The organism is Marimonas arenosa (assembly GCF_030848945.1).
GTDB lineage: Bacteria > Pseudomonadota > Alphaproteobacteria > Rhodobacterales > Rhodobacteraceae > Marimonas > Marimonas arenosa.
Genome location: NZ_JANHAX010000001.1, coordinates 320,678 through 340,987, shown reverse-complemented (window position 1 = coordinate 340,987; position 20,310 = coordinate 320,678). Strand labels below are relative to the sequence as shown.

At 63.9% G+C, this 20,310-nt stretch carries 21 protein-coding genes; 11 read left to right on the top strand and 10 right to left on the bottom strand.

From position 1 onward, the window contains the following. Window positions 1-17: 17 nt before the first annotated feature. The gene (locus NO357_RS01685; protein WP_306733876.1) at window positions 18-1,058 is read right to left on the bottom strand and encodes a substrate-binding domain-containing protein; all 1,041 of its coding nucleotides are present in this window, start codon (window positions 1,056-1,058) and stop codon (window positions 18-20) included. 141 nt (window positions 1,059-1,199) lie between these two features. After that, complete coding sequence (locus NO357_RS01680; RefSeq protein WP_306733875.1) at window positions 1,200-2,258, bottom strand: ATP-binding protein; 1,059 nt, start codon at window positions 2,256-2,258, stop codon at window positions 1,200-1,202. A gap of 228 nt (window positions 2,259-2,486) precedes the next feature. On the opposite strand from NO357_RS01680, the gene NO357_RS01675 reads away from it, so the two are divergent. Continuing rightward, window positions 2,487-2,891 (top strand): hypothetical protein, encoded by a 405-nt coding sequence (locus NO357_RS01675; protein ID WP_306733874.1) that lies wholly within the window; start codon window positions 2,487-2,489, stop codon window positions 2,889-2,891. Between the two features lie 29 nt (window positions 2,892-2,920). Here the strand turns inward: NO357_RS01675 and NO357_RS01670 are convergent, their stop codons facing one another. The 3 genes from NO357_RS01670 to NO357_RS01660 are packed head-to-tail and all read right to left on the bottom strand — an operon-like array spanning window position 2,921 to window position 4,990. Then, on the bottom strand, window positions 2,921-3,445 hold the full coding sequence (locus tag NO357_RS01670; RefSeq protein ID WP_306733873.1) for a gamma carbonic anhydrase family protein: 525 nt from the start codon (window positions 3,443-3,445) through the stop codon (window positions 2,921-2,923). After that, a complete protein-coding gene (gene gmk / locus NO357_RS01665; RefSeq protein ID WP_306733872.1) occupies window positions 3,442-4,086 on the bottom strand; it encodes a guanylate kinase in 645 nt (214 codons plus the stop codon). The genes NO357_RS01670 and gmk overlap by 4 nt, the downstream gene beginning before the upstream one ends. Before the next feature lie 13 nt (window positions 4,087-4,099). Continuing rightward, entirely contained in the window at window positions 4,100-4,990 is an 891-nt protein-coding gene (locus NO357_RS01660) for a YicC/YloC family endoribonuclease (RefSeq protein ID WP_306733871.1), read from the bottom strand. Window positions 4,991-5,236: 246 nt separating this feature from the next. On the opposite strand from NO357_RS01660, the gene NO357_RS01655 reads away from it, so the two are divergent. Next, the gene (locus NO357_RS01655; protein WP_306733870.1) at window positions 5,237-5,956 is read left to right on the top strand and encodes a PAS domain-containing protein; all 720 of its coding nucleotides are present in this window, start codon (window positions 5,237-5,239) and stop codon (window positions 5,954-5,956) included. A gap of 86 nt (window positions 5,957-6,042) precedes the next feature. Here NO357_RS01655 and NO357_RS01650 read toward each other — a convergent pair whose 3' ends face one another. Then, window positions 6,043-7,410 carry a class II 3-deoxy-7-phosphoheptulonate synthase gene (locus tag NO357_RS01650; protein ID WP_306733869.1) on the bottom strand — a complete coding sequence of 456 codons (1,368 nt, stop codon included), beginning with the start codon at window positions 7,408-7,410 and terminating at the stop codon, window positions 6,043-6,045. 254 nt (window positions 7,411-7,664) lie between these two features. On the opposite strand from NO357_RS01650, the gene NO357_RS01645 reads away from it, so the two are divergent. Next, window positions 7,665-8,669 carry a GlxA family transcriptional regulator gene (locus NO357_RS01645; protein ID WP_306733868.1) on the top strand — a complete coding sequence of 335 codons (1,005 nt, stop codon included), beginning with the start codon at window positions 7,665-7,667 and terminating at the stop codon, window positions 8,667-8,669. 18 nt (window positions 8,670-8,687) lie between these two features. Here NO357_RS01645 and NO357_RS01640 read toward each other — a convergent pair whose 3' ends face one another. Together NO357_RS01640 and NO357_RS01635 are read right to left on the bottom strand one after the other, a co-directional pair. Then, window positions 8,688-9,113, bottom strand: a complete 426-nt coding sequence (locus NO357_RS01640) for a hypothetical protein (RefSeq protein ID WP_306733867.1) — start codon at window positions 9,111-9,113, stop codon at window positions 8,688-8,690. 41 nt (window positions 9,114-9,154) lie between these two features. Next, entirely contained in the window at window positions 9,155-10,243 is a 1,089-nt protein-coding gene (locus NO357_RS01635) for a PQQ-dependent sugar dehydrogenase (RefSeq protein ID WP_306733866.1), read from the bottom strand. A gap of 151 nt (window positions 10,244-10,394) precedes the next feature. On the opposite strand from NO357_RS01635, the gene NO357_RS01630 reads away from it, so the two are divergent. The 7 genes from NO357_RS01630 to NO357_RS01600 all read left to right on the top strand — a co-directional run bounded on the left by NO357_RS01630 (window position 10,395) and on the right by NO357_RS01600 (window position 16,306). Continuing rightward, window positions 10,395-11,591, top strand: a complete 1,197-nt coding sequence (locus tag NO357_RS01630; protein ID WP_306733865.1) for an ABC transporter substrate-binding protein — start codon at window positions 10,395-10,397, stop codon at window positions 11,589-11,591. Between the two features lie 88 nt (window positions 11,592-11,679). Then, the gene (locus NO357_RS01625; protein WP_306733864.1) at window positions 11,680-12,468 is read left to right on the top strand and encodes an ABC transporter ATP-binding protein; all 789 of its coding nucleotides are present in this window, start codon (window positions 11,680-11,682) and stop codon (window positions 12,466-12,468) included. Beyond that, entirely contained in the window at window positions 12,465-13,298 is an 834-nt protein-coding gene (locus NO357_RS01620; RefSeq protein WP_306733863.1) for an ABC transporter ATP-binding protein, read from the top strand. The genes NO357_RS01625 and NO357_RS01620 overlap by 4 nt, the downstream gene beginning before the upstream one ends. Window positions 13,299-13,300: 2 nt before the next feature. Beyond that, window positions 13,301-13,657 (top strand): hypothetical protein, encoded by a 357-nt coding sequence (locus tag NO357_RS01615; RefSeq protein WP_306733862.1) that lies wholly within the window; start codon window positions 13,301-13,303, stop codon window positions 13,655-13,657. After that, window positions 13,657-13,995 carry a hypothetical protein gene (locus NO357_RS01610; protein ID WP_306733861.1) on the top strand — a complete coding sequence of 113 codons (339 nt, stop codon included), beginning with the start codon at window positions 13,657-13,659 and terminating at the stop codon, window positions 13,993-13,995. Before NO357_RS01615 ends, NO357_RS01610 begins: the two co-directional genes overlap by 1 nt. Next, window positions 13,995-15,005 (top strand): branched-chain amino acid ABC transporter permease, encoded by a 1,011-nt coding sequence (locus NO357_RS01605; RefSeq protein WP_306733860.1) that lies wholly within the window; start codon window positions 13,995-13,997, stop codon window positions 15,003-15,005. Before NO357_RS01610 ends, NO357_RS01605 begins: the two co-directional genes overlap by 1 nt. Further along, the gene (locus NO357_RS01600; RefSeq protein ID WP_306733859.1) at window positions 15,002-16,306 is read left to right on the top strand and encodes a branched-chain amino acid ABC transporter permease; all 1,305 of its coding nucleotides are present in this window, start codon (window positions 15,002-15,004) and stop codon (window positions 16,304-16,306) included. Before NO357_RS01605 ends, NO357_RS01600 begins: the two co-directional genes overlap by 4 nt. A gap of 68 nt (window positions 16,307-16,374) precedes the next feature. Here NO357_RS01600 and NO357_RS01595 read toward each other — a convergent pair whose 3' ends face one another. Further along, entirely contained in the window at window positions 16,375-17,967 is a 1,593-nt protein-coding gene (locus tag NO357_RS01595; protein ID WP_376744332.1) for a helicase HerA-like domain-containing protein, read from the bottom strand. 401 nt (window positions 17,968-18,368) lie between these two features. Between NO357_RS01595 and NO357_RS01590 the strand changes: the two genes are divergently transcribed. Beyond that, a complete protein-coding gene (locus NO357_RS01590) occupies window positions 18,369-19,016 on the top strand; it encodes an invasion associated locus B family protein (RefSeq protein ID WP_306733857.1) in 648 nt (215 codons plus the stop codon). Window positions 19,017-19,101: 85 nt separating this feature from the next. Here NO357_RS01590 and NO357_RS01585 read toward each other — a convergent pair whose 3' ends face one another. Then, window positions 19,102-20,310, bottom strand: a complete 1,209-nt coding sequence (locus tag NO357_RS01585; RefSeq protein WP_306733856.1) for a beta-ketoacyl-[acyl-carrier-protein] synthase family protein — start codon at window positions 20,308-20,310, stop codon at window positions 19,102-19,104.

Genomic DNA, 20,310 nt, shown 5'->3' with positions numbered 1-20,310 from the left:
TGCCCGTGCAGCTTCACTCAGTTCAATGGACCCATCGGGGTGCGGTTGGCAACCGCTTCCTGGGTTTTGGCCAGTTCGGGATCGGGCACCAGGCCGTATTCGGCCAGCGGGCCGTCGGGGCCGGCAATGTCGTCGGAGACGAAGAACTCGACATATTCCTGCATGCCCGGGATCACGTCGAGATGCGCGTTCTTGATGTAGAAATAGAGCGGGCGCGACACCGGGTATTCGCCGCTGGCGATCGATTCCACCGAGGGCACGACACCGCCCATGGTGGCGACGCGCAGCTTGTCGGTGTTGTTCTGGTAGAATGACAGGCCAAACACGCCGATCGCGTTCTGGTTGGCCTCGATCCGGGCCAGGGTCTCGGTGTAGTCACCGTCGATGTCGACCGACGCGCCGTCGGTGCGCAGCGCGGTGCAGGCCTTTTCCGCGGCTTTCTTGTCGCCGCCGTTGGCGTCCTTGAACAGGTCGAACGCGCCGGTGGCCTCACAGCCGGCTTCGATCACCTTGACGTCGAAAACCTCGCGGGTGCCGTGCTTGGTGCCGGGGATGAAGGCGAGGATGTCCTGTGCCGGGAAGCCGTCTTTGACGTCTGCCCAGGTCTTGTTGGCATTGTCGACCAGCTTGCCGTCGACCGCGACCTTCTTGGCCAGGGCGTTGTACCAGTCGGCCGGCTCGAACGCGTAGTCCGGGCCGTTGATGTCGCTGGCAAAGACGATGCCATCATAGCCGATGCGGACTTCCTGGATTTCGGTGACACCGTTCGAGGCGCAGAGATCGATGTCGGATTGCTTGATGCGCGACGACGAGTTGGCGATGTCGATGGTGTTTTCACCAACGCCTTCGCAGAGCTTCTTGCGACCCGCGCCCGAGCCGCCGCCTTCCACAACGGGGGTCGGGAAGTCGAAGTTTTCGCCAAAGGCTTCGGCAACGATCGCGGCATAGGGCAGCACGGTCGACGACCCGGCGATCTGCACCTGGTCACGGGCGATCGCGGCGCTTGCGGACACGGCGACGATGGCCGCGGCCGAGGTTGCGAGTTTGATGGATTTCATCGATCTCTCCTGAGTGTTTTGACTGGCCCCCATTGCCGGAGGCCTTGCCGCGGGTGCTAGACCCGTTCGGCAATGCTTTTGTGACAGGGATGTAACAGTTTCATGACGCTCACCGCGACATTCTGACAGGCCGGAGATCGGTCAGGCGGTCGGCAGGATGACGGTGAAGGTGCTGCCCTTGCCGGTGGCGCTGTCGATTCGCAACCGACCACGATGGCGGTTGACGATATGCTTGACGATGGCCAGCCCCAGCCCGGTGCCGCCAACCTGGCGCGAGCGGTGCGAATCGACCCGGTAGAAACGCTCGGTCAGGCGCGGGATATGCAGCGGGTCGATGCCGGCGCCATAGTCGATGACCTCGAGCATGACCGCCGGGCTGCGCAGCACAGGCTCGCGCGCGATGCGGGAGAGCCGGAGCGTCACCTTGCCCCCTGCCCCGCCGTATTTGACGGCGTTCTCGACAAGATTGGCAACCAGCTGCCGCAGTTGGTCCTCGTCACCGATCACCATGACGGCGGCGTCATCGTCCTCGGGCAAGCGCAGATCGAAGGCAATCCCCGACTGCTCCGCCAGCGGCGCGAGACGGTACAGGACCGATGCCAGAATGGCGGCGAGATCGACGCTGTCGTCGGGGCGCATCCGCTCCTGTGCCTCGACCCGACTGAGCGACAGGAGGTCGTGGACCAAGCGCTCCATGCGCATCGCTTCGGCTTCCATGATATCGAGAAAACGATCCCGCGCCGCCGGATCGTCGCGGGCCGCGCCACGCAGGGTTTCGATGAACCCCAGCAAAGAGGTCAGCGGCGTGCGCAGTTCGTGGCTGACATTGGCGACGAAATCGCGCCGCATCTGGCCGGCATGTTCCAGCGGGCTGCGGTCTTCGAAACACACCAGCACGCCCTCGACCCCCAGCAGGCCGAGCCAAGCGCAGCTCGCCTCGTAGATGACATCGCGCTGGCCGCCGCCGCGCGAGACATAGCGCGCGGTACGGCGCTCGTGGGTCGCCGCAGCACGTTCGATCGCCCCGAGCAGGTCAGGCTGGCGCAACGCGGTGATGTAGTTCTGACCGGCAACGCCGCTGCCAAGAAGGGCCTGCCCCGGCGCATTGAGCGCTGCGATTCGCTGGTTCGGTGCAACCTGGCAGGCCGCCATCGGCAGCGCATCGAGCAGGGCCTGTCGGGGATCAGTCGGGGTCGTCATGCAGGTGTCTGGCCGCGGCATGTCATGTACCTGCCGTGCATGGCATAGACAGACCGTCTTGGCAAACGCGGTCGGCCCTAGCGCAAAGCCCATGCAGCCATAAGTCGCGTATTTAGGGGAATTGCGACCGGCCCGGGAGAGGGTAAACTACCGTTTCTGGGGAGCCCGATGCAGGAATACATGTGAGGCGTGCGCCGGGCAGGAGAAGGGACAGGAGAAACGAGACAAATGACGACGATCGAGCTGCCACTTGACCCGCTTGCCGTGAGCATCGGCTTCGGTGGACGGAACGGACCGGCGCCGCTGGGCCGCCACACGCCGCTTTTTCTGGATTTCAACCAGCTGACCCGCGAACTGTTGCGCCAGACCGACCCGGACCAGGTCGTCAGTTGGCTGTTCTGCACGGCTTATGACGCCCATGACGTGGCGCATATCCTGACCGGGTGCGGGTTTCGCGGCCGTTACCGCGCGATTGCTCCGGCGCTGCCCAACAAGGCAGCCGTGGCGCGCGAGATCCGGCGCGCTTTTCCCGGGCTCAATTTCGACATCTATTGCCCGGCGAACTTGTCGCGCGAGGTGGCAGACTACCACGAAAGCATGGCGGCGCCGGGTCTGGGGATAGCGCTGGCCTGAACGGGACCGGCCCGCGAGCGGAGCGCTGGTCAGTCGAGTGAGACCAGCCCGTCGCGGAAACGGCGCATATTGTCCTGGTAGTGCTTGGCGCTCGCCTCGAGCATGGCGCGCGCCGGTCCGTCAAGCTCGCGTACGACCTTGCCGGGAGCGCCCATCACAAGGCTGCCGTCGGGGATTACCTTTTTCTCGGTAACCAGCGCCCCGGCCCCGATCAGGCAACCCTTGCCGATTTTCGCGCCGTTGAGGATGGTGGCGCCCATGCCGATCAGAGACCCATCGCCGATGGTGCACCCATGCAGCATGACCTTGTGGCCGATGGTGCAGTTTTTGCCAATGCTTAGCGGGAAGCCCATGTCTGTATGGAAGACGCAGTTTTCCTGAACGTTCGAGCCAGCGCCGACGACGATGGGCTCGTTGTCGCCGCGCAGCGTCGCTCCGAACCAGACCGAGGCCCCCTCTTCCAGCACGACCTGGCCGATCAGATTGGCGTCCGGCGCCACCCAGCTGTCGGCGTGGCAGTGCGGCGCGTGGCCGTCGAGAGCGTAAAGGGTCATGACTGCATTTCCTCGAATTCGGCCTGCAGTTGGCGCACGTGGTCGAGCAGCATCGGCTGCTGGATGCGGCGCAGGCGGGTGGCGGTGACGATGCCCTTGAGATCGGTATCGGTCTTCTCGAGATCGTCGTTGATCAGCACGTAGTCGTAACTGCCCCAGTGTGAAATCTCGTCCCAGCTTTTCTGCATCCGCTTGGCGATCACCTCCGGGCTGTCCTGACCGCGGCTGACGAGGCGGCGGTGCAATTCAGTGATCGAGGGCGGTAACAGGAAGATCGACAGCGTGTGCGGCGCCAACGCCGAGTTGCGGATCTGTTGCGCCCCCTGCCAGTCGATGTCAAAGAGCACGTCTTCACCAGCCTCGATGGCGCGTTCGACCGGACGCCGGGGCGAGCCGTAGAAATTACCGAAGACGTGGGCGTGTTCGAGCATGTCGCCTTCGGCCACGTCGCGCTTGAAGGCTTCCTCGGACATGAAATGGTAATCCTTGCCGTCAACCTCACCCGGCCGCGGCTTGCGGGTGGTGGCGGAGACCGAAAACCGGATCGTCGGATCCCAATCGCGCAGGCGACGGGTCAATGTGGATTTGCCCGCTCCGGAGGGTGAGCTGAGAATGATGAGAAGTCCGCGACGGTTTTTCATTTATTGCAATGCCTTATTCGACGTTCTGAATCTGCTCTCGCATCTGGTCGATGACCGCTTTCAGCTCAAGCCCGATGGCCGTGAGCACGGTCGAACCGGACTTGGAACACAACGTGTTGGCCTCGCGGTTGAACTCCTGGGCGAGAAAATCAAATTTGCGCCCGACCGGCCCCCGGACGGCGAGCAGATCGCGCGCGGCGGCGACATGGGCGGAAAGCCGGTCAAGTTCTTCGGTGATGTCGGCCTTGACCGCAATCAGAGCAAGCTCCTGGGCGACGCGGGCCTCGTCGGCGCCGGCGGCGCCTTCCATCACCCGGGCCAGTGCCGTGGCCAGTGCCTGCGCCTGATCGGCGCGGCGGGCCTCGGCGGCTTCGCCCGCCTGACCGGTGAGCGCAGCAACCGATTCGAGTTGAGCCGAGATCAACTCCTTCAATGCGGCGCCTTCGGTTTTGCGCATCGTCAGGAAATCCGCCAGCAGCGGCTCGAAATCCTGCATCAGAGCGGCTTTCAGCGGCTCGGTATCGGCGTCCTCGCTGGCGCTTTCGAGCACACCGCGTTGCGCGACGACATCAGCGGCCCGGGACGGGGCCAGCGATATGCCCTTCTCAAGCGCCCGTGTTTCGACCTGGGCCAGCGCATCGAGTACCGCGTCGAGCTGGCCGGGGTTGACCGACAGTTGCCCGGCCGTCTCGTCGCGCGCCAGGCGCAACGACAGGGTCACCGCGCCGCGCGTCAGCGCCTGACCGAGACGCCCCCGCAACGCGGCTTCGAGCCCGGTGACCCAGTCCGGCACTCGCAGGCGCAGGTCGAGCCCCTTGGAATTGACCGAGCGCAGCTCCCAGTTCCAGGAAAACCCGTCCCATTGCCCCTTGGCCGAGGCGAAGCCTGTCATCGAAACCGTCACCGGCGTCTCCCTTGCTTGCTGGTCCCGTGTCCTAAAGCCTTATCACCCCGGGGAGCAAGCGTGGAGGGTTAACCAAGTGTCCCGGTATTTAAAGATTTTTGACTCGAAATCTGCCACGTTAAGAAATGAGTAACCTCTCCGTACATAGTGTTAACGGGACTCTCCGGCACGTGCGCGGGATTTACCGGTGTCAAAAAGGTATCCGAGATGGGCTGGTTCGGAAACGCAGACGGGAACGTGATTTCAATGTCGAGCTACAGGGGCGAACTGGGGTTCCGGGCCTTGAGCCAGGTAGAGGCCTACTGGGACGGCCTTCGTCAGGATCGAAGGGTGCCGCAACGCTCGGATATCGACCCGCGCGGCATCGAGAACGCGCTGGAATACGCCTTCATCCTGGAAAGGATCGCACCGGGCCTGGCCCGGCTGCGGATTGCCGGGATGCATCTGAGCGACCTTATGGGCCTGGAAGTTCGGGGCATGCCGGTCAGTTCGTTCATCCCGCCGGCGGGTCGACAGGCGTTTTCCAACACTCTGGAAGAGGTCACGCAACGGCCGGCGGTGGCGCGGATCAGCCTGAGCGCCGAGGCCGGCATTGGCAAGCCTCCGCTGGAAGGCCGGATGCTGCTGTTGCCGCTGATGAGCGATTTCGGCGATATCAGCCGGGTGCTGGGCTGTTTCGAAACCCGCGGCCAGATCGGCCGCGCCCCGCGCCGATTCAACGTGATACACACCGAGCTGCGGCCGCTGGAGGGCGCGAAAGCCTCGAGAGACGCGCCGCCAGCGCCGCGATCAAGCGACGCGGCACGCGAAAAAGCGCGCCAGAGCGTGCGCGACAACCCCGGGTTCCGTGAATCCCAGGCCGGGTTCACGCCGCGCCGCAAGCCGCAGGCCGAGACGCCCGGCCCGCGCAAGATCGACAAGTCCCGGCGTCCGGTCTATCTGCGGCTGGTGAAATCCGACGACTGAAGCCGTTTCAAAGCCACAGACGACATCCGCCCGGGCAAAGCGCCCGGGCGGTTTTCTTTTTATCTAAGTGACCTAACGGTCATGGCTTAGCCGGCCTTGGCGTGCGCCTCCTGCCGTGCGGCGGTGAGTTCCTCGGCCACCAGGAAGGCCAGTTCCAGCGATTGCGAGGCGTTGAGCCGCGGGTCGCAGGCGGTATGGTAGCGGTCGGAGAGGTTCTCTTCGGTGACGGCGCGCACGCCGCCGGTGCATTCGGTCACGTCAAGCCCGGTCATTTCGAAATGCACGCCGCCGGGCACGGTACCTTCGGCCTTGTGCACGGCAAAGAACTCGCGCACCTCGCGCAGCACACTCTCGAACGGCCGGGTCTTGTAGCCGGTGGCCGATTTGATCGTGTTGCCGTGCATCGGGTCGCAGACCCAGAGCACGTTGGCACCCTCTTCCTCGACCGTGCGGATCAGCCGCGGCAGGTGTTCGCCCACCTTGCCGGCTCCGAACCGGGCGATCAGGGTCAGCTTGCCGGCCTCGTTCTCGGGGTTGAGTTTTTCCAGCAGCCGCTTGATGTCGTCCACCTCCATCGTCGGCCCGCATTTCAGCCCGACGGGATTGAGCACACCGCGCGCGAACTCGACATGCGCGCCATCGGGCTGGCGGGTGCGGTCGCCGATCCAGATCATGTGACCGGAGCCGGCCAACCAGTTGCCGGAGGTCGAATCGACCCGGGTCAGCGCCTCTTCGTATTCCAACAGCAGCGCCTCGTGGCTGGTGTAGAAGCTGACGGTCCGAAGCGACGAGGAATTGGAGCTGTCGACGCCGGCCGCCTTCATGAAATCGAGCGTGTCGGTGATCCTGTTCGCCATCTCGCGGTAACGTTCGGCATTCTTGCCCTCGGCGAAGCCCATCACCCAGGCATGGACCTGGTGCACGTCGGCATAACCGCCGGTGGAGAAGGCGCGCAGCAGGTTGAGCGTGGCCGCGGCCTGGGTGTAGGCCTGCAGCATTTTCTTGGGATCGGGCGCGCGGGCCTCGGGGGTGAAGGCCAGTTCGTTGATGATGTCGCCGCGGTAGCTGGGCAATTCGACGCCATCGACAACCTCGGTGGGAGCGGAACGCGGCTTGGCGAACTGACCGGCCATGCGGCCGACCTTCACCACCGGCACCTTGGCGCCGTAGGTTAGCACCATCGCCATCTGCAGCATCACCTTGAAGGTGTCGCGGATCGCGTCGGCCGAGAACTGTTCGAAGCTTTCGGCGCAATCGCCGCCTTGCAGCAAAAAGGCTTCGCCGCGCGAGGCGGCACCGAGCTGCTCTTTCAGGCGCCGTGCCTCGCCGGCAAAGACGAGCGGCGGATAGTTCGCGAGCTGGGCTTCGACGGCCTTCAGCTCGGTGTCATCCGTGTAATCCGGCATCTGGATGCGCGGCTTGGCGCGCCAGCCGGATCTGGTCCAGTCAGTCATCGTCTTTCTCCGGTCAAGATCGGTTTGAGGCCCCTCTATACAAAAGCCCTATGGCATAAGCCACAGAAAAGCGTCGGGAAGGGATTGTCGATCCGCGCGCCCTGACCCGCGGTACCGAGCACGCGGAAGTGCCCGGGATTCCAACCGCCGCCGCCCCCTTGACGGCGCGCGTCCCGCATGTCCTTGTGGCAGGATAACGACCATCTCTGTCGCTGGTGCATCGTGCGGCGGAGGAGCTTCAGGGACGAACCGAGATGTCCGACACGCGGCAAACCGTGGAAATCGCCGATACGGGCGCCAGGTCACGGCGATTCGTCTTCGTCCTGCTCAACGATTTCACCCTGCTCAGTTTCGCCTCGGCGTTGGAATGCCTGAGGCTGGCCAACCGGATGTCGGGTCGGGAGCTCTACACCTGGCGGCTTTTAGGCGAAGGCGGCGAAACCATACGCTGCTCGGCAGGCACCGAGTTCCACCTCGACGGGGATCTCGGCGAGCTGCACCGTGACGACACGGTGCTTGTCTGCGGCGGCATCGACATCCAGAAGAACTCGACCAAGAAGCTGATCAGCTGGCTCAGACGCGAAGCGCGCAAGGGCATCGTGATCGGGGGCTTGTGCACCGCGGCCTACACCCTGGCAAAGGCGGGGCTGCTGGACGGCAAGCGCGCGACCATCCACTGGGAGAACCAGGACAGCTTTACCGAGGAGTTCGACGAGGTCGAACTGACCAAGTCGGTATTCCGGATCGACGGTAACCGTATGACGACCGCTGGCGGCACCTCGTCGATCGACCTAATGCTGAAAATCATCGCCCAGGACCATGGCGAGATCCTGGCCAATGCGGTGGCCGACCAGCAGATCTACAGCTCGATCCGCACCGACCAGGACACCCAGCGGCTGAGCGTGCCGACCCGGATCGGGGTGCGCCACCCCAAGCTGAGCCAGGTGATCCAGATGATGGAAGCCAATATCGAGGAGCCGATCAGCCCCTCGATCCTGGCTAAGGATGTCGGCATGTCGACGCGGCAGCTTGAACGGCTGTTCCGGCGATACCTGAACCGCTCGCCCAAGCGCTACTACATGGAACTCAGGCTACAGAAAGCGCGCAACCTGCTGATGCAGACCGACATGAGCGTGATCAACGTGGCGCTGGCCTGCGGCTTCGCCTCGCCCAGCCATTTCTCGAAATGCTACCGGGCGCACTACGATACCACGCCCTATCGCGAGCGCGGAAGCCAGGCCTCGCGGCTGTCGATCTGAGCCCCGGGCGGCGCCGGTTCAGAACCTGGCCATGACCGGTTCGATTTTCGAGTTCATCGAGAAGTTCAGCACCACAAGCGCGTCGTCGCGCTGGTGCAGGATCGCGTAATAGAACAGATAGCTGCCACCGTTCCAGTAAGCGCGCGCCTCCTGCCGGATGCCGCCGCCGAGATCGACCTCGCGGAACAGTGTCCGCTGGGTAAACGCCGCGGGATAAATGGCGTCGAAATCGGCGGCGATCTTGGTCAGCTGCTGCGGCGTGTATTCGTCGCGCCCGCCCATGCGCAGGATGAAATCCGCCCAGGCGCGGGTGGTCAGCATCCGATCGACATAGGCGCTGTAATCGGCGTAGTCGGTGAACAGGCTGTCGCGTTCCTCGGCGGTGGTGCGCAGCGGCACAACGGCCAGAGAAACGGCTAAAAGAAGGGCGGTCAATCGGGGCATGCGAAATGGTCCTTGTGCAATTGCGCCATGCCGCAACGATATCAGCCGGGCACGATCCGGCAAAGCGTGCCGTTGCCTTCCGACAGGAACCAGATCGCGCCGTCGGGGCCTTCGCGGACGTCGCGGACACGCACGGTTTCGGGTGTCTGAAGAGTGACGATCTGGCGACTGGCGTCAGGAGCGAGCACGGCGACATGATCGAATTTCAGCGAGCCGACGAAAAAGGCGCCAGCCCAGTCGGCGCGCCGGGCGCCAGAATAGATGGCGAGCCCCGACGGGGCGATCGAGGGGTCCCAATAGAAGGCGGGCTGTTCCATGCCGGGCTTGGTGGTGCCCTCGCCGATCTTCGCGCCGGAATAATGGCGGCCGTAGGAGATCACCGGCCAGCCGAAATTGGCGCCGCGGCGGATGCGGTTGAGTTCGTCGCCGCCTCTGGCGCCGTGTTCCACCGCCCAGAGCCGACCCTGCGCGTCGAGCGCCGCGCCCTGCGGGTTGCGGTGGCCATAGGACCAGATCTCGGGCCGGGCCCGGTCCTGCGCGACGAAGGGGTTGTCGGCCGGTACGCCGCCGTCACGGCCGATGCGGACGATGCAACCGTTGTGGTTGGACAGGTCCTGCGCCGATGGACGGTCGCCACGCTCGCCGATGGTGAGAAACAGGGTGCCATCGCGGGCCTCGACGATGCGGCCACCGAAATGCCGCCCGCCGGTCGAACCCGGGGCCATCTCGAAGATCACCCGCAGGTTTACGAGGCGGTCGCCGTCAAGTCGCGCCACCGCCAACGCCGTGCCCTGGCCGCGGTCCTGCGGTTTGGCGTAGCTCAGGAAAACCTCGCGCGTTCTGGCAAAATCGCGCGCCACGACCACGTCGAACAGGCCGCCCTGCCCTCGGGCCGCGACCGTCGGCACGCCGCTAATGCGGGTCCGTTCGCCATCCGGCGCCCGCCGCCAGAGCCGGCCGCCGCGTTCGGTGATCAGCACCGCACTATCCGGCAGGAAGGCCAGCGACCACGGCACCCGGAACCCGGATGCCACGCGTTCGATCCGCGGCACCGCCTGTGCCTGCGCAGTCCGCCCGACCGGCGTCAGCGCCAGTGCGGCAGCTCCGATGACAAAGCTTCTGCGTTTCATGGCCTCTCCTTGCTGGTTTCTTTCGCGCCCAGAGCCTAGCACGAGCCAGGCCCATCTTCGCTTCAAGAAACCGTGCAAATAGCCTTTTCTTTTGCCAATCAAGCGAATACGCTCCGCTTCGGACCTTTTTTGGTACATCAGGGAGAAAACCATGAAAAAACTCATCGCAACGACCGCGGCCACCGCGCTTCTGGCGGGTGCTGCCTCGGCCGAGGACATCAAGATCGGCGTGCTTCTGGGCTTCACCGGCCCGATTGAATCGACCGTGGCCCACATGGCCCCGGCGGCGCATATGGCGATCAAGGAAGTCAGCGATTCAGGTAAACTTCTGGGCGGGTCGACAGTGACCGGCGTGAACGGCGACACCACCTGCATCGATGCCGGTGCGGCCACGGCAGCCGCCGAACGCCTGATCACCTCAGACGGCGTCAAGGGCATCGTCGGCGGCGACTGCTCGGGCGTGACCGGCGCGGTGCTGACCAATGTGGCGCTGCCCAACGGTGTGGTGATGATCTCGCCCTCGGCAACCTCGCCGGCGCTGAGCCACATGAACAACGAAGACAATGGTCTGTTCTTCCGCACCGCCCCGTCGGACGCGCGTCAGGGCGTGGTGATGACCGAGGTGCTGATGGAGCAAGGCGTCAAGGAAGTTGCGGTCACTTACACCAATAACGACTATGGCAAGGGTCTGGCCGACAGCTTCCAGGCAGCGTTCGAAGCCGCCGGTGGCAAGGTGACGATCAACGCGGCCCACGAAGACGGCAAGGCCGACTATTCGGCCGAGGTTGGCGCGCTGGCGGCGGCCGGCGGCCAGCGCCTGGTGGTGGCAGGGTATGTCGACCAGGGCGGTGCCGGCATCGTGCGCGCCGCGCTCGACACCGGGGCGTTCGACACCTTCCACTTCCCCGACGGTATGATCTCGGACGCGCTGGTGGCGAATTTCGGCAGCGAAATCAACGGCTCGACCGGCCAGCACCCAAGCCCCTCGGAAGAACTCGCCAACCGGTTCAAGGAGCTGGCCACCGCCGCGGGTGCCGACTGGGAACCGACCACGCCGTTCGCTCCGGAATCCTATGACGCCGCGGCGCTGATCATGCTGGCGATGCAGGCCGCAGGCTCTTCGGACCCGCAGGTCTACAAGGAGAAGATCATGGAAGTGGCCAACGCCCCCGGCGAGCCGATCCAGGCCGGAGAACTGGCCAAGGCGCTCGATATCCTTGCAGCCGGCGGCGACATCGACTTTGTCGGAGGCACTGGCGTCGAGTTGGTTGGCCCCGGCGAAGCGGCAGGCAACTACCGCGAAGTCATGATCGAGGACGGCAAGGACAAGACGGTCCAGTACCGCTGATCTGCACCAACACGACGAAACGGCCCGGAGTTTTCCGGGCCGTTTCCATAATCAAAAAAGACCGTCAGGTCCGACAGGGGGAAGGTGCATGATCCGGGTTGAAGACGTGCACAAGCATTTCGGCGGCTTCCGCGCCGTGGACGGGGCAACGCTGGAGATTGCGGAACGCTCGATCACCGGGTTGATCGGGCCAAACGGAGCTGGAAAAACAACTCTTTTCAACGTGATCGCGGGCGTTCTTCAGCCAACGTCCGGGCGCGTCACGATGGCAGGCGAGGACATCACCGGCCTGCCGCCGCATACGCTGTTTCACAAGGGTTTGCTGCGCACTTTCCAGATCGCGCATGAGTTTGGCAGCATGTCCTGCCGCGAAAACCTGATGATGGTGCCCGGCGGGCAGACCGGTGAGAAGCTGTGGAACACCTGGTTCGGACGCAAACGGATCGCCGACGAGGAGCGCGCACTGCGCGCCAGGGCCGATGAGGTGCTCGAATTCCTGACCATCGAGCATCTGGCCGATCACAAGGCCGGCCAGGTCTCGGGCGGGCAGAAGAAGCTGCTGGAACTGGGCCGGACGATGATGGTCGATGCCAAGATCGTTTTCCTCGATGAGGTCGGCGCCGGGGTGAACCGCACCCTTCTGAACACCATCGCCGATGCGATCATCCGGCTCAACAAGGAGCGCGACTATACGTTCGTGGTGATCGAGCACGACATGGATTTCATCGACAAGCTCTGCGACCCGGTGATCTGCATGGCCGAGGGCAAGGTGCTGGCCGAGGGCACGCTGGCCGAGATCAAGGCCAACGAACACGTGATCGAGGCCTATCTCGGCACCGGGCTCAAGAACAAGGACAAGGCGGAGGCTGGCGCATGAGCGGCAATGCCTATCAGGACGACAGGGGCAACAAGGACGTGTCCATCACCAACCCGAAGGCCGCGACTGGCAGCGTGGCACCGCGCAAGAGCGGTCAGGCCGTCAAGAGCGACGATGACAGCCCGTTTCTGATCGGCGAGAACATGACCGGCGGTTATAGCAAGAACGGCCCCGATATCCTGCATGATTGCACCATCGCGGTGAACCCGGGCGAGATCGCGGTGATCGTCGGCCCCAACGGCGCCGGCAAGTCGACCGCGATGAAGGCGGTGTTCGGCATGCTCTACCTGCGGCAGGGTCGGGTGTTGCTGGACGGCGAGGACATCTCGGATCTGAGCCCGCAGGTGCGGGTGCAGAAAGGGATGGGCTTCGTGCCACAGAACCACAACATCTTCACCTCGATGACGGTCGAGGAAAACCTCGAGATGGGGGCCTTCATCCGGACCGACGACTATTCCGCGACGATGGAGCAGGTTTTCGACCTTTTCCCGATTCTCAAGGAAAAGCGCAACCAGCCGGCGGGCGAGCTGTCTGGCGGGCAACGCCAGCAGGTGGCCGTGGGCCGGGCGCTGATGACCCAGCCCAAGGTGTTGATGCTCGACGAGCCGACGGCGGGTGTGAGCCCGATCGTGATGGACGAATTGTTTGACCGGATCATCGAAGTGGCGCGCACCGGGTTGCCGGTGCTCATGGTGGAACAGAATGCCCGCCAGGCGCTTGAAATCGCGGATCGCGGCTATGTGCTGGTGCAGGGCGCCAACGCCCATACCGGCACCGGAAAAGAGCTGCTGGCCGACCCGGAAGTGCGCGCGAGTTTCCTGGGAGGATGACGATGTTCCGGGGAAAAGGTGGGCTCAAGCCCATCCCGCTCATGGTTCTCGCTCTCGGAGCCGGACCTGCCACGGCCTTTCCGTGCGCTTTTTCGACCGAGTGCTATGAGGCCGACGCCTGCACCGGGACCAGCTTTGCCATCGAGGTGGATATCGACGGCAAGGGCATCAGTACCGACTATGGCGATCTGACCGTCGTTGCGGTGAAGGAGACCGGGCGCCTGACCACGCTGTTTGCCACCGGCCAGGGGGCGGAATACCTGCTGTCGCTGACGCCGCAGGCGGCGCGGTTTACCACCCATTCCAATGAAGGACCGCTGGCGATCACCTATCTGGGAACATGCGAGGGGGCGTTCTGATGCGGCGGCCCGTCTTCCTGCTTGCCCTGCTGCTGCCGGCCGCGGCGCTGGCAGAGCCGAAAAGCTGCCGCTTCGCGCAGGAATGCTACAACACGCTGGCCTGCACCGAAACCGATCTGGAGATCACCGTCGATCTTGAAGCCGGCCAGGTATCGACCCCCACCGGCGATCTGGAGATCGTTGGCACCTATGACGGTCCGGTGGCGAAAACCGCCGTGCTGGAGGGCTTTGCCGGCTACCAGCTTCTGACCATGGGGCAGCTGACCTGGATCCTGTCGGTTCACATCGCGGCGGGCCCGGCGGTGGCAACCTATTACGGCGAATGCGGAGCTGATTGATGGACATTCTGAACGCCCTGGTGGCACTTTCCAATTTCGTGATCATCCCGGCGATTGCCTATGGCAGCCAGTTGGCGCTGGGGGCTCTGGGCGTGACGTTGATCTACGGCATCCTGCGATTCTCGAACTTCGCCCATGGCGACACCATGGCCTTCGGGGCGATGCTGGCCGTGCTGACGACCTGGTGGCTGCAATCCATGGGCGTCGGGCTGGGCCCACTGCCGACCGCGCTGCTGGCGCTGCCGGTCGCGATCCTGGGCACCATGGCGCTGCTGCTGCTGACTGACCGAACGGTTTACCGCTTCTATCGGCAGCAGAAGGCCAAGCCGATCATCTTCGTGATGGCGTCGCTGGGGGTGATGTTCATCATGAACGGCCTGGTGCGGATCATCATCGGACCGGATGACCAGCGCTTTTCCGATGGCGAACGGTTCATCATCTCGGCCCGCAACTTCAAACAGATGACCGGGTTGCAGGAAGGTCTTGCCGTGAAAACCACGCAGGGCATCACCGTGGTGACCGCGATTATCGTGGTGGTGGCGCTGTTCTGGTTTCTCAACCGCACCCGGACGGGCAAATCGATGCGGGCCTATTCCGACAATGAGGATCTGGCGCTTCTGTCGGGCATCAATCCCGAGCGCGTGGTGCTGGTGACCTGGCTGATCGTCGCCGGCCTGACCACGATTGCCGGCGTGCTTTACGGACTCGACAAGAGCTTCAAGCCGTTCGTCTATTTCATGCTGCTGCTGCCGATCTTTGCCAGCGCCATCGTCGGCGGGCTGGGCAACCCGCTGGGGGCCATCGCCGGCGGCTTCGTCATCGCCTTTTCCGAGGTCTTCATCACCTATGCCTGGAAGAAGGTGCTTGGCTATTTGGCGCCCGAGGGGCTGGCCCCCGACGGGCTGATCCAGCTTCTGAGTACGGACTACAAGTTCGCCGTCAGCTTCGTGATCCTGGTGATCGTGCTGCTGTTCAAACCCACCGGGCTGTTCAAGGGGCAATCGGTATGAGCGACACTGTGAAAAACACACTCCTCTTCGCGGGCGTGGCCGCGCTGATTGCCGGGACCGGGTTCATCCAGTCGTGGAACGCGGCGCTGTTCATCCTCAACATGGGGCTGATTTCGGCGATCATGGCGCTGGGCGTAAACCTGCAATGGGGGATTGCGGGGTTGTTCAACGTCGGTGTCATGGGCTTCGTGGCGCTGGGCGGACTGGCGACAGTGTTGGTGTCGATGCCACCGGTGGGCGACGCCTGGGCGGCTGGCGGCGCACGGGTGATGGCCGGGCTGGCCCTGGGCGCCGCAACCATCGTGGCCGCCGTGCTGCTCCATCGCCACATGGCCGCCGGGCGCGCACGCTCGCTGGCGATGATCGCGCTGCTGGCAGGCGGCTTCTTCCTCTATCGCTTCGTTTTCGACGCCGGTGTCGTGGCAGTCGAGGCGGTCAACCCTGCCGGCACCGGTTATCTCGGCGGACTGGGTTTGCCGGTGCTTCTGGCCTGGCCTGTGGGCGGGTTGCTGGCGGCCGGGGCAGCCTGGCTGATCGGCAAGACGGCGCTGGGGCTGCGTTCGGATTACCTGGCAATCGCGACGCTTGGGATTGCCGAGATCGTCATCGCGGTGATGAAGAACGAGGACTGGCTGGCGCGCGGCGTGAAGAACGTCACCGGCCTGCCCCGCCCGGTTCCCTACGAAATCGACCTGCAACAGGACCCGGCTTTCGTTGCCCGGGCCGAGGGGCTGGGGATCGATCCGGTCACGGCCTCGACGCTTTACACCAAGGTGGGCTATGCCATTCTGTTCGTGGTCGTTCTGGCGATCATCTTCTGGATGGCGCAGAAGGCGCTGAATTCGCCCTGGGGCCGGATGATGCGAGCGATCCGCGACAACGAGGTTGCTGCCGAGGCCATGGGCAAGGACGTGACCGCGCGGCATTTGCAGATCTTCATCCTCGGCAGTGCGGTCTGTGGCGTCGCCGGCGCGATGATGACCACACTCGACGGGCAGCTGACACCGAGCTCTTACCAGCCGCTGCGTTTCACCTTCCTGATCTGGGTGATGGTGATCGTCGGCGGATCCGGCAACAATCTCGGCGCCGTGCTTGGCGGGTTCCTGATCTGGTTCCTTTGGGTGCAGGTCGAACCGATCGGCCTGGGACTGATGCAGCTGATCACCGCCGGCATGGCGGAAGGAAGCGCATTGAAGGAACACCTGCTGGGCAGCGCCGCGCATATGCGGCTTTTCACCATGGGGCTGATCCTGCTTCTGGTGCTGCGGTTCAGTCCACGCGGCCTGATTCCCGAGAAGTGATGTCGCGGCGGGGGCGACCCGGCCACGTTCGCACGCGTTGCGCGAAAAATCTGGTTGCAGGCGGTTTGTCAGCGTCCCCGGAACAGCCCACCGAGGATGCCGCGGACGATGCGACGGCCTGTGGTGCCGGTCAGTTCCTTCATTACGTTCTTGGTCAGTTTCTCGCCGAAACTGTCGCCGCGACCGGACCGTGAGCGGCTGGAGCGGCGGTCGTCGTCATCGTCGCGGGAATAGCGGCGTGCCTGTTTGAATTCGCGTGCGCGCTCTTCCTCTTCTTCCGCGCGGGCTTCCGCCTCTTCGGCTTCTTTCGCTGCGTCGGCGGCGCGTTTGGCGAGAATCTCATAGGCGGAGCGTTTGTCGATCAGTTCCTCATATTTCCCGGCAACGGGCGAAGCGTTGATCTGAGCAGCGCGTTCACCCGGCTCGATCGGGCCGAGCTGTGACGATGGCGGACGGATCAGGGTGCGCTCGGCCATGCCGGGCACGCCCTTTTTCTCAAGCATCGAAGTTACCGCCTCGCCGACGCCAACCTCTCGGATGGCATCCTCGATCGAGAAGCGCGGATTGTCACGATAAGTCTCGGCGGCGTGTTTCAGCTCCTTTCGGTCTTTGGCGGTGAAGGCCCGGAGCGCGTGCTGTACCCGGTTGCCAAGCTGGCCGAGGATGTCCTCGGGCACGTCGGCCGGGTTCTGGGTGATGAAATAGACCCCCACCCCCTTGGAGCGGATCAGGCGGGCAACCTGTTCGACCTTGTCGATGAGCGCCTTGGGGGCGTCTTCGAACAGGAGATGCGCCTCGTCGAAGAAGAACACGAGTTTCGGTTTGTCGGGGTCGCCCACCTCAGGCAGTTCCTCGAACAGCTCGCTGAGGAGCCACAACAGGAAAGTGGCATAAAGCCGGGGGCTGCCCATGAGTTGATCGGCGACAAGGATGTTGATGCGGCCGCGGCCGGCCTTGTCGGTCAGCATGATATCCGAGAGTTCCAGCGCCGGCTCGCCGAACAGCTGCGCCCCGCCCTGGTTCTCCAGCACCAGCAGGCGGCGCTGGATGGCGCCGATCGACTGCACCGAGACATTGCCGTAACGCAGGCTGAGCTGATCGCGGTTCTCGCCGACCCAGACCAGAAGCGCCTGCAGGTCCTTGAGATCGAGAAGCGGCAGGCCTTCCTCGTCGGCCAGTCTGAAGGCGATGTTGAGGATCCCTTCCTGTGCCTCGCTGAGTTCGAGAAGCCGTGACAGCAGCAAGGGTCCCATCTCGGCCACGGTGGTGCGCACCGGGTGGCCCTGGCGGCCCAGCAGATCCCAGAAGGTGACCGGGAAACCCTCGTAGGTGTAATCGTCGAAGCCGATCTTGGCGGCGCGGCTTGTGAACGCTTCATGCAGTTTGAAACTGGCGGAGCCGGGTTTGGCAAGGCCGGAGAGATCACCTTTCACGTCCGACAGGAACACCGGCACGCCGGCGGCGGAAAAGCCCTCGGCAAGGATCTGCAGCGTCACCGTCTTGCCTGTGCCGGTGGCCCCGGCAACTAGTCCATGGCGGTTGGCATAGTTCAGCGCGAGGCCCTGCTTGACGCCATACTCCTCGCCTCCGCCACCGACAAATACCGCGTTTTCCAAACCCTTGTCTCCCGTACAGAATATTCGATCGCCTTGAAAATACATCCTTAACCAATTCCTGCCAGTATGAATCGCGACCCGGGGCCTCATGTCCTCTTGGGCTCATGGGTTGACTTCCTCCCTGTCAGACTGGCCGCGCCCTCGGGCGCGGTTTTTTTCCGTGCCAGATTGCCGCAATGGCTGTTGACCCATGGCTAGATTCATCATAGCGTGCCGGCAATGACTAAGTCGGCCAGTCCGACGGGGAGCAAAAACGAGGAAGAGGCCGTCAGGCCTCTTTTTCTTTGGCCGGCGCACGGGCACGCGGTCTGATCCGACACCATCGGGCAAGATGGCAAAAAACCGCCGCAAAACCACGGTTTGGGTCGGGTTTGGCCCTGACATGCGTCAACGCCCGTGCTAGACGGCCGGGGAGTTCTTGATTGATTAACAGGACGGGGAAAAACATGCCCAAAATTCTCAGCACTCTGCCGCTGATCGCGGCGCTTGGCCTGGCGCAGGCCGCCTTTGCGCAGGACACCGGCACCGCCGCCAAGCCGGAAGGCTCGGCCCAGACCGAAGCGACCACGGCCGGAGAACAAGATCCTCAGAGTGAAGACGCCGCTGCCGCGCTCAACATGGGTCAGGAGGCAGCAGCCGAGATCCCGCAGCCCTATTTCCGCGAAGAGCATGGCGACTGGAAACTGCAATGCTACCCGGTTGAAGAAGGTGACGAGCCCTGCCAGCTGTATCAGCTGCTGAAGGACGAACAGGGCACCGACGTCGCAGAAGTTGCGCTGTTCCGCCTCCCGGAAGGTGGCCAGGCCGTGGCCGGCGCGACGGTGACGGTGCCGCTCGAGACTCTGCTGACGGCGCAGCTGACGATTGCGGTCGATGGCGCCAAGGGCAAGCGCTATCCGTTCTCGTTCTGCACGCCGGTCGGTTGCTATGCCCGGATCGGTTTCACCGCCGCCGACATCGCCGCCTTCAAAAAGGGCGCGAAGGCCACCGTAACGCTGGTGCCGGCGCCGGCCCCGGATCAGAAGGTGGAACTCGATATGTCGCTCAATGGTTTCACCGCTGGCTTTGACGCGGCCAGCGTGGTGGAGAACTGATCCCGCGTATCCAGTTCGACAATCTTCAAGGGCCGCCCGGGTGGGCGGCCTTTTTCTTTTTCAAAGATTTTCTGTTGACCGCGCCTCAGATCCTTTTCAGCGCCAGCACGGCGTTGAGCCCACCGAAGGCGAAGGCATTGGACAGCGCGGCCTCGACCTTGGCTTCGCGGGCGACATTGGGGACTACGTCGAGGGCACATTCCGGGTCGGGCTCGTCGTAGTTGATGGTCGGAGCGACCACCCCGTCGCGCAGCGCCATGATGCAGGCCAAGAGCTCGACGGCCCCGGTACCACCGATCAGGTGCCCATGCATCGATTTGGTGGACGAGATCATCAGGTGGTCGGCCTGCGCCCCGAAGACATCGGCCACCGCCGCACATTCGGTTTTGTCGTTGGCAGCGGTACCGGTGCCGTGTGCATTGATGTAGCACACATCCGTCGGGTTGAGCCGGGCATCCTTGAGTGCTCCGGCGATGGCCCGCTCCGCCCCCTGTTTCGAAGGCATCACGATGTCCGCGGCGTCCGAGGACATGGCGAACCCTGCCACTTCGGCCAGAATCTCGGCACCGCGTCGGCGAGCATGGTCGTATTCCTCGAAAACGAAAACGCCGGCCCCCTCGCCCTGCACCATGCCATTACGATTGGCCGAGAATGGCCGGCAGGCGTCTTTCGACATCACCCGCAGACCTTCCCAGGCCTTGACCCCGCCGAAGCACAGCATCGATTCCGACCCGCCGGTGATCATCACCGGCGCCATGCCGGAACGCACCATCTGGAAGGCCTGGGCCATGGCATGATTGGAGGATGCGCAGGCCGAAGCGACGGTAAAGCTGGGGCCTTTGAGGTTGAATTCCATGCTAACATGGCTGGCCGCGGCATTGTTCATCAGCTTGGGCACGACGAAGGGATGCACCCGGTTCTTGCCGGCTTCGTAGACCGAGCGGTAATTCTCGTCGAGCGTGGTCATACCGCCGCCGGAATTCCCCAGCACTACGCCGGATTTCGCCGCCAGGTCGCCGGAAAACTCGAGCCCGGCCTGGGCGATGGCCTCGCGTGCGGCAACCAGGGTGAACTGGGTAAAACGGTCGTAGAGCGCGATTTGCTGGCGGTTGAACAGGCCCTCGGCTTCGAACCCTTTGACCTGGCCGCCGATCTGGATCGAGAGCCGATCGACATCGGGGATATCGATCGGGCCGATGCCGCAGCGGCCTTCGCGCATCGCTTCGAGTGTCTCGGGCACATTGTGGCCGAGCGCGTTGATCGTGCCTGCCCCGGTGATGACAACGCGATGCAT

What these genes read in the sequence shown, in the direction of transcription:
- NO357_RS01680 (WP_306733875.1), bottom strand. Translation starts at nt 2,258, where the DNA reads ATGACGACCCCGACTGATCCCCGACAGGCCCTGCTCGATGCGCTGCCG.
- NO357_RS01655 (WP_306733870.1), top strand. Translation starts at nt 5,237, where the DNA reads ATGTCGAGCTACAGGGGCGAACTGGGGTTCCGGGCCTTGAGCCAGGTA.
- NO357_RS01685 (WP_306733876.1), bottom strand. Translation starts at nt 1,058, where the DNA reads ATGAAATCCATCAAACTCGCAACCTCGGCCGCGGCCATCGTCGCCGTG.
- NO357_RS01595 (WP_376744332.1), bottom strand. Translation starts at nt 17,967, where the DNA reads ATGTATTTTCAAGGCGATCGAATATTCTGTACGGGAGACAAGGGTTTG.
- NO357_RS01630 (WP_306733865.1), top strand. Translation starts at nt 10,395, where the DNA reads ATGAAAAAACTCATCGCAACGACCGCGGCCACCGCGCTTCTGGCGGGT.
- NO357_RS01590 (WP_306733857.1), top strand. Translation starts at nt 18,369, where the DNA reads ATGCCCAAAATTCTCAGCACTCTGCCGCTGATCGCGGCGCTTGGCCTG.
- NO357_RS01635 (WP_306733866.1), bottom strand. Translation starts at nt 10,243, where the DNA reads ATGAAACGCAGAAGCTTTGTCATCGGAGCTGCCGCACTGGCGCTGACG.
- NO357_RS01615 (WP_306733862.1), top strand. Translation starts at nt 13,301, where the DNA reads ATGTTCCGGGGAAAAGGTGGGCTCAAGCCCATCCCGCTCATGGTTCTC.
- NO357_RS01585 (WP_306733856.1), bottom strand. Translation starts at nt 20,310, where the DNA reads ATGCATCGCGTTGTCATCACCGGGGCAGGCACGATCAACGCGCTCGGC.
- gmk (WP_306733872.1), bottom strand. Translation starts at nt 4,086, where the DNA reads ATGAAAAACCGTCGCGGACTTCTCATCATTCTCAGCTCACCCTCCGGA.
- NO357_RS01675 (WP_306733874.1), top strand. Translation starts at nt 2,487, where the DNA reads ATGACGACGATCGAGCTGCCACTTGACCCGCTTGCCGTGAGCATCGGC.
- NO357_RS01600 (WP_306733859.1), top strand. Translation starts at nt 15,002, where the DNA reads ATGAGCGACACTGTGAAAAACACACTCCTCTTCGCGGGCGTGGCCGCG.
- NO357_RS01650 (WP_306733869.1), bottom strand. Translation starts at nt 7,410, where the DNA reads ATGACTGACTGGACCAGATCCGGCTGGCGCGCCAAGCCGCGCATCCAG.
- NO357_RS01625 (WP_306733864.1), top strand. Translation starts at nt 11,680, where the DNA reads ATGATCCGGGTTGAAGACGTGCACAAGCATTTCGGCGGCTTCCGCGCC.
- NO357_RS01670 (WP_306733873.1), bottom strand. Translation starts at nt 3,445, where the DNA reads ATGACCCTTTACGCTCTCGACGGCCACGCGCCGCACTGCCACGCCGAC.
- NO357_RS01610 (WP_306733861.1), top strand. Translation starts at nt 13,657, where the DNA reads ATGCGGCGGCCCGTCTTCCTGCTTGCCCTGCTGCTGCCGGCCGCGGCG.
- NO357_RS01645 (WP_306733868.1), top strand. Translation starts at nt 7,665, where the DNA reads ATGTCCGACACGCGGCAAACCGTGGAAATCGCCGATACGGGCGCCAGG.
- NO357_RS01605 (WP_306733860.1), top strand. Translation starts at nt 13,995, where the DNA reads ATGGACATTCTGAACGCCCTGGTGGCACTTTCCAATTTCGTGATCATC.
- NO357_RS01620 (WP_306733863.1), top strand. Translation starts at nt 12,465, where the DNA reads ATGAGCGGCAATGCCTATCAGGACGACAGGGGCAACAAGGACGTGTCC.
- NO357_RS01640 (WP_306733867.1), bottom strand. Translation starts at nt 9,113, where the DNA reads ATGCCCCGATTGACCGCCCTTCTTTTAGCCGTTTCTCTGGCCGTTGTG.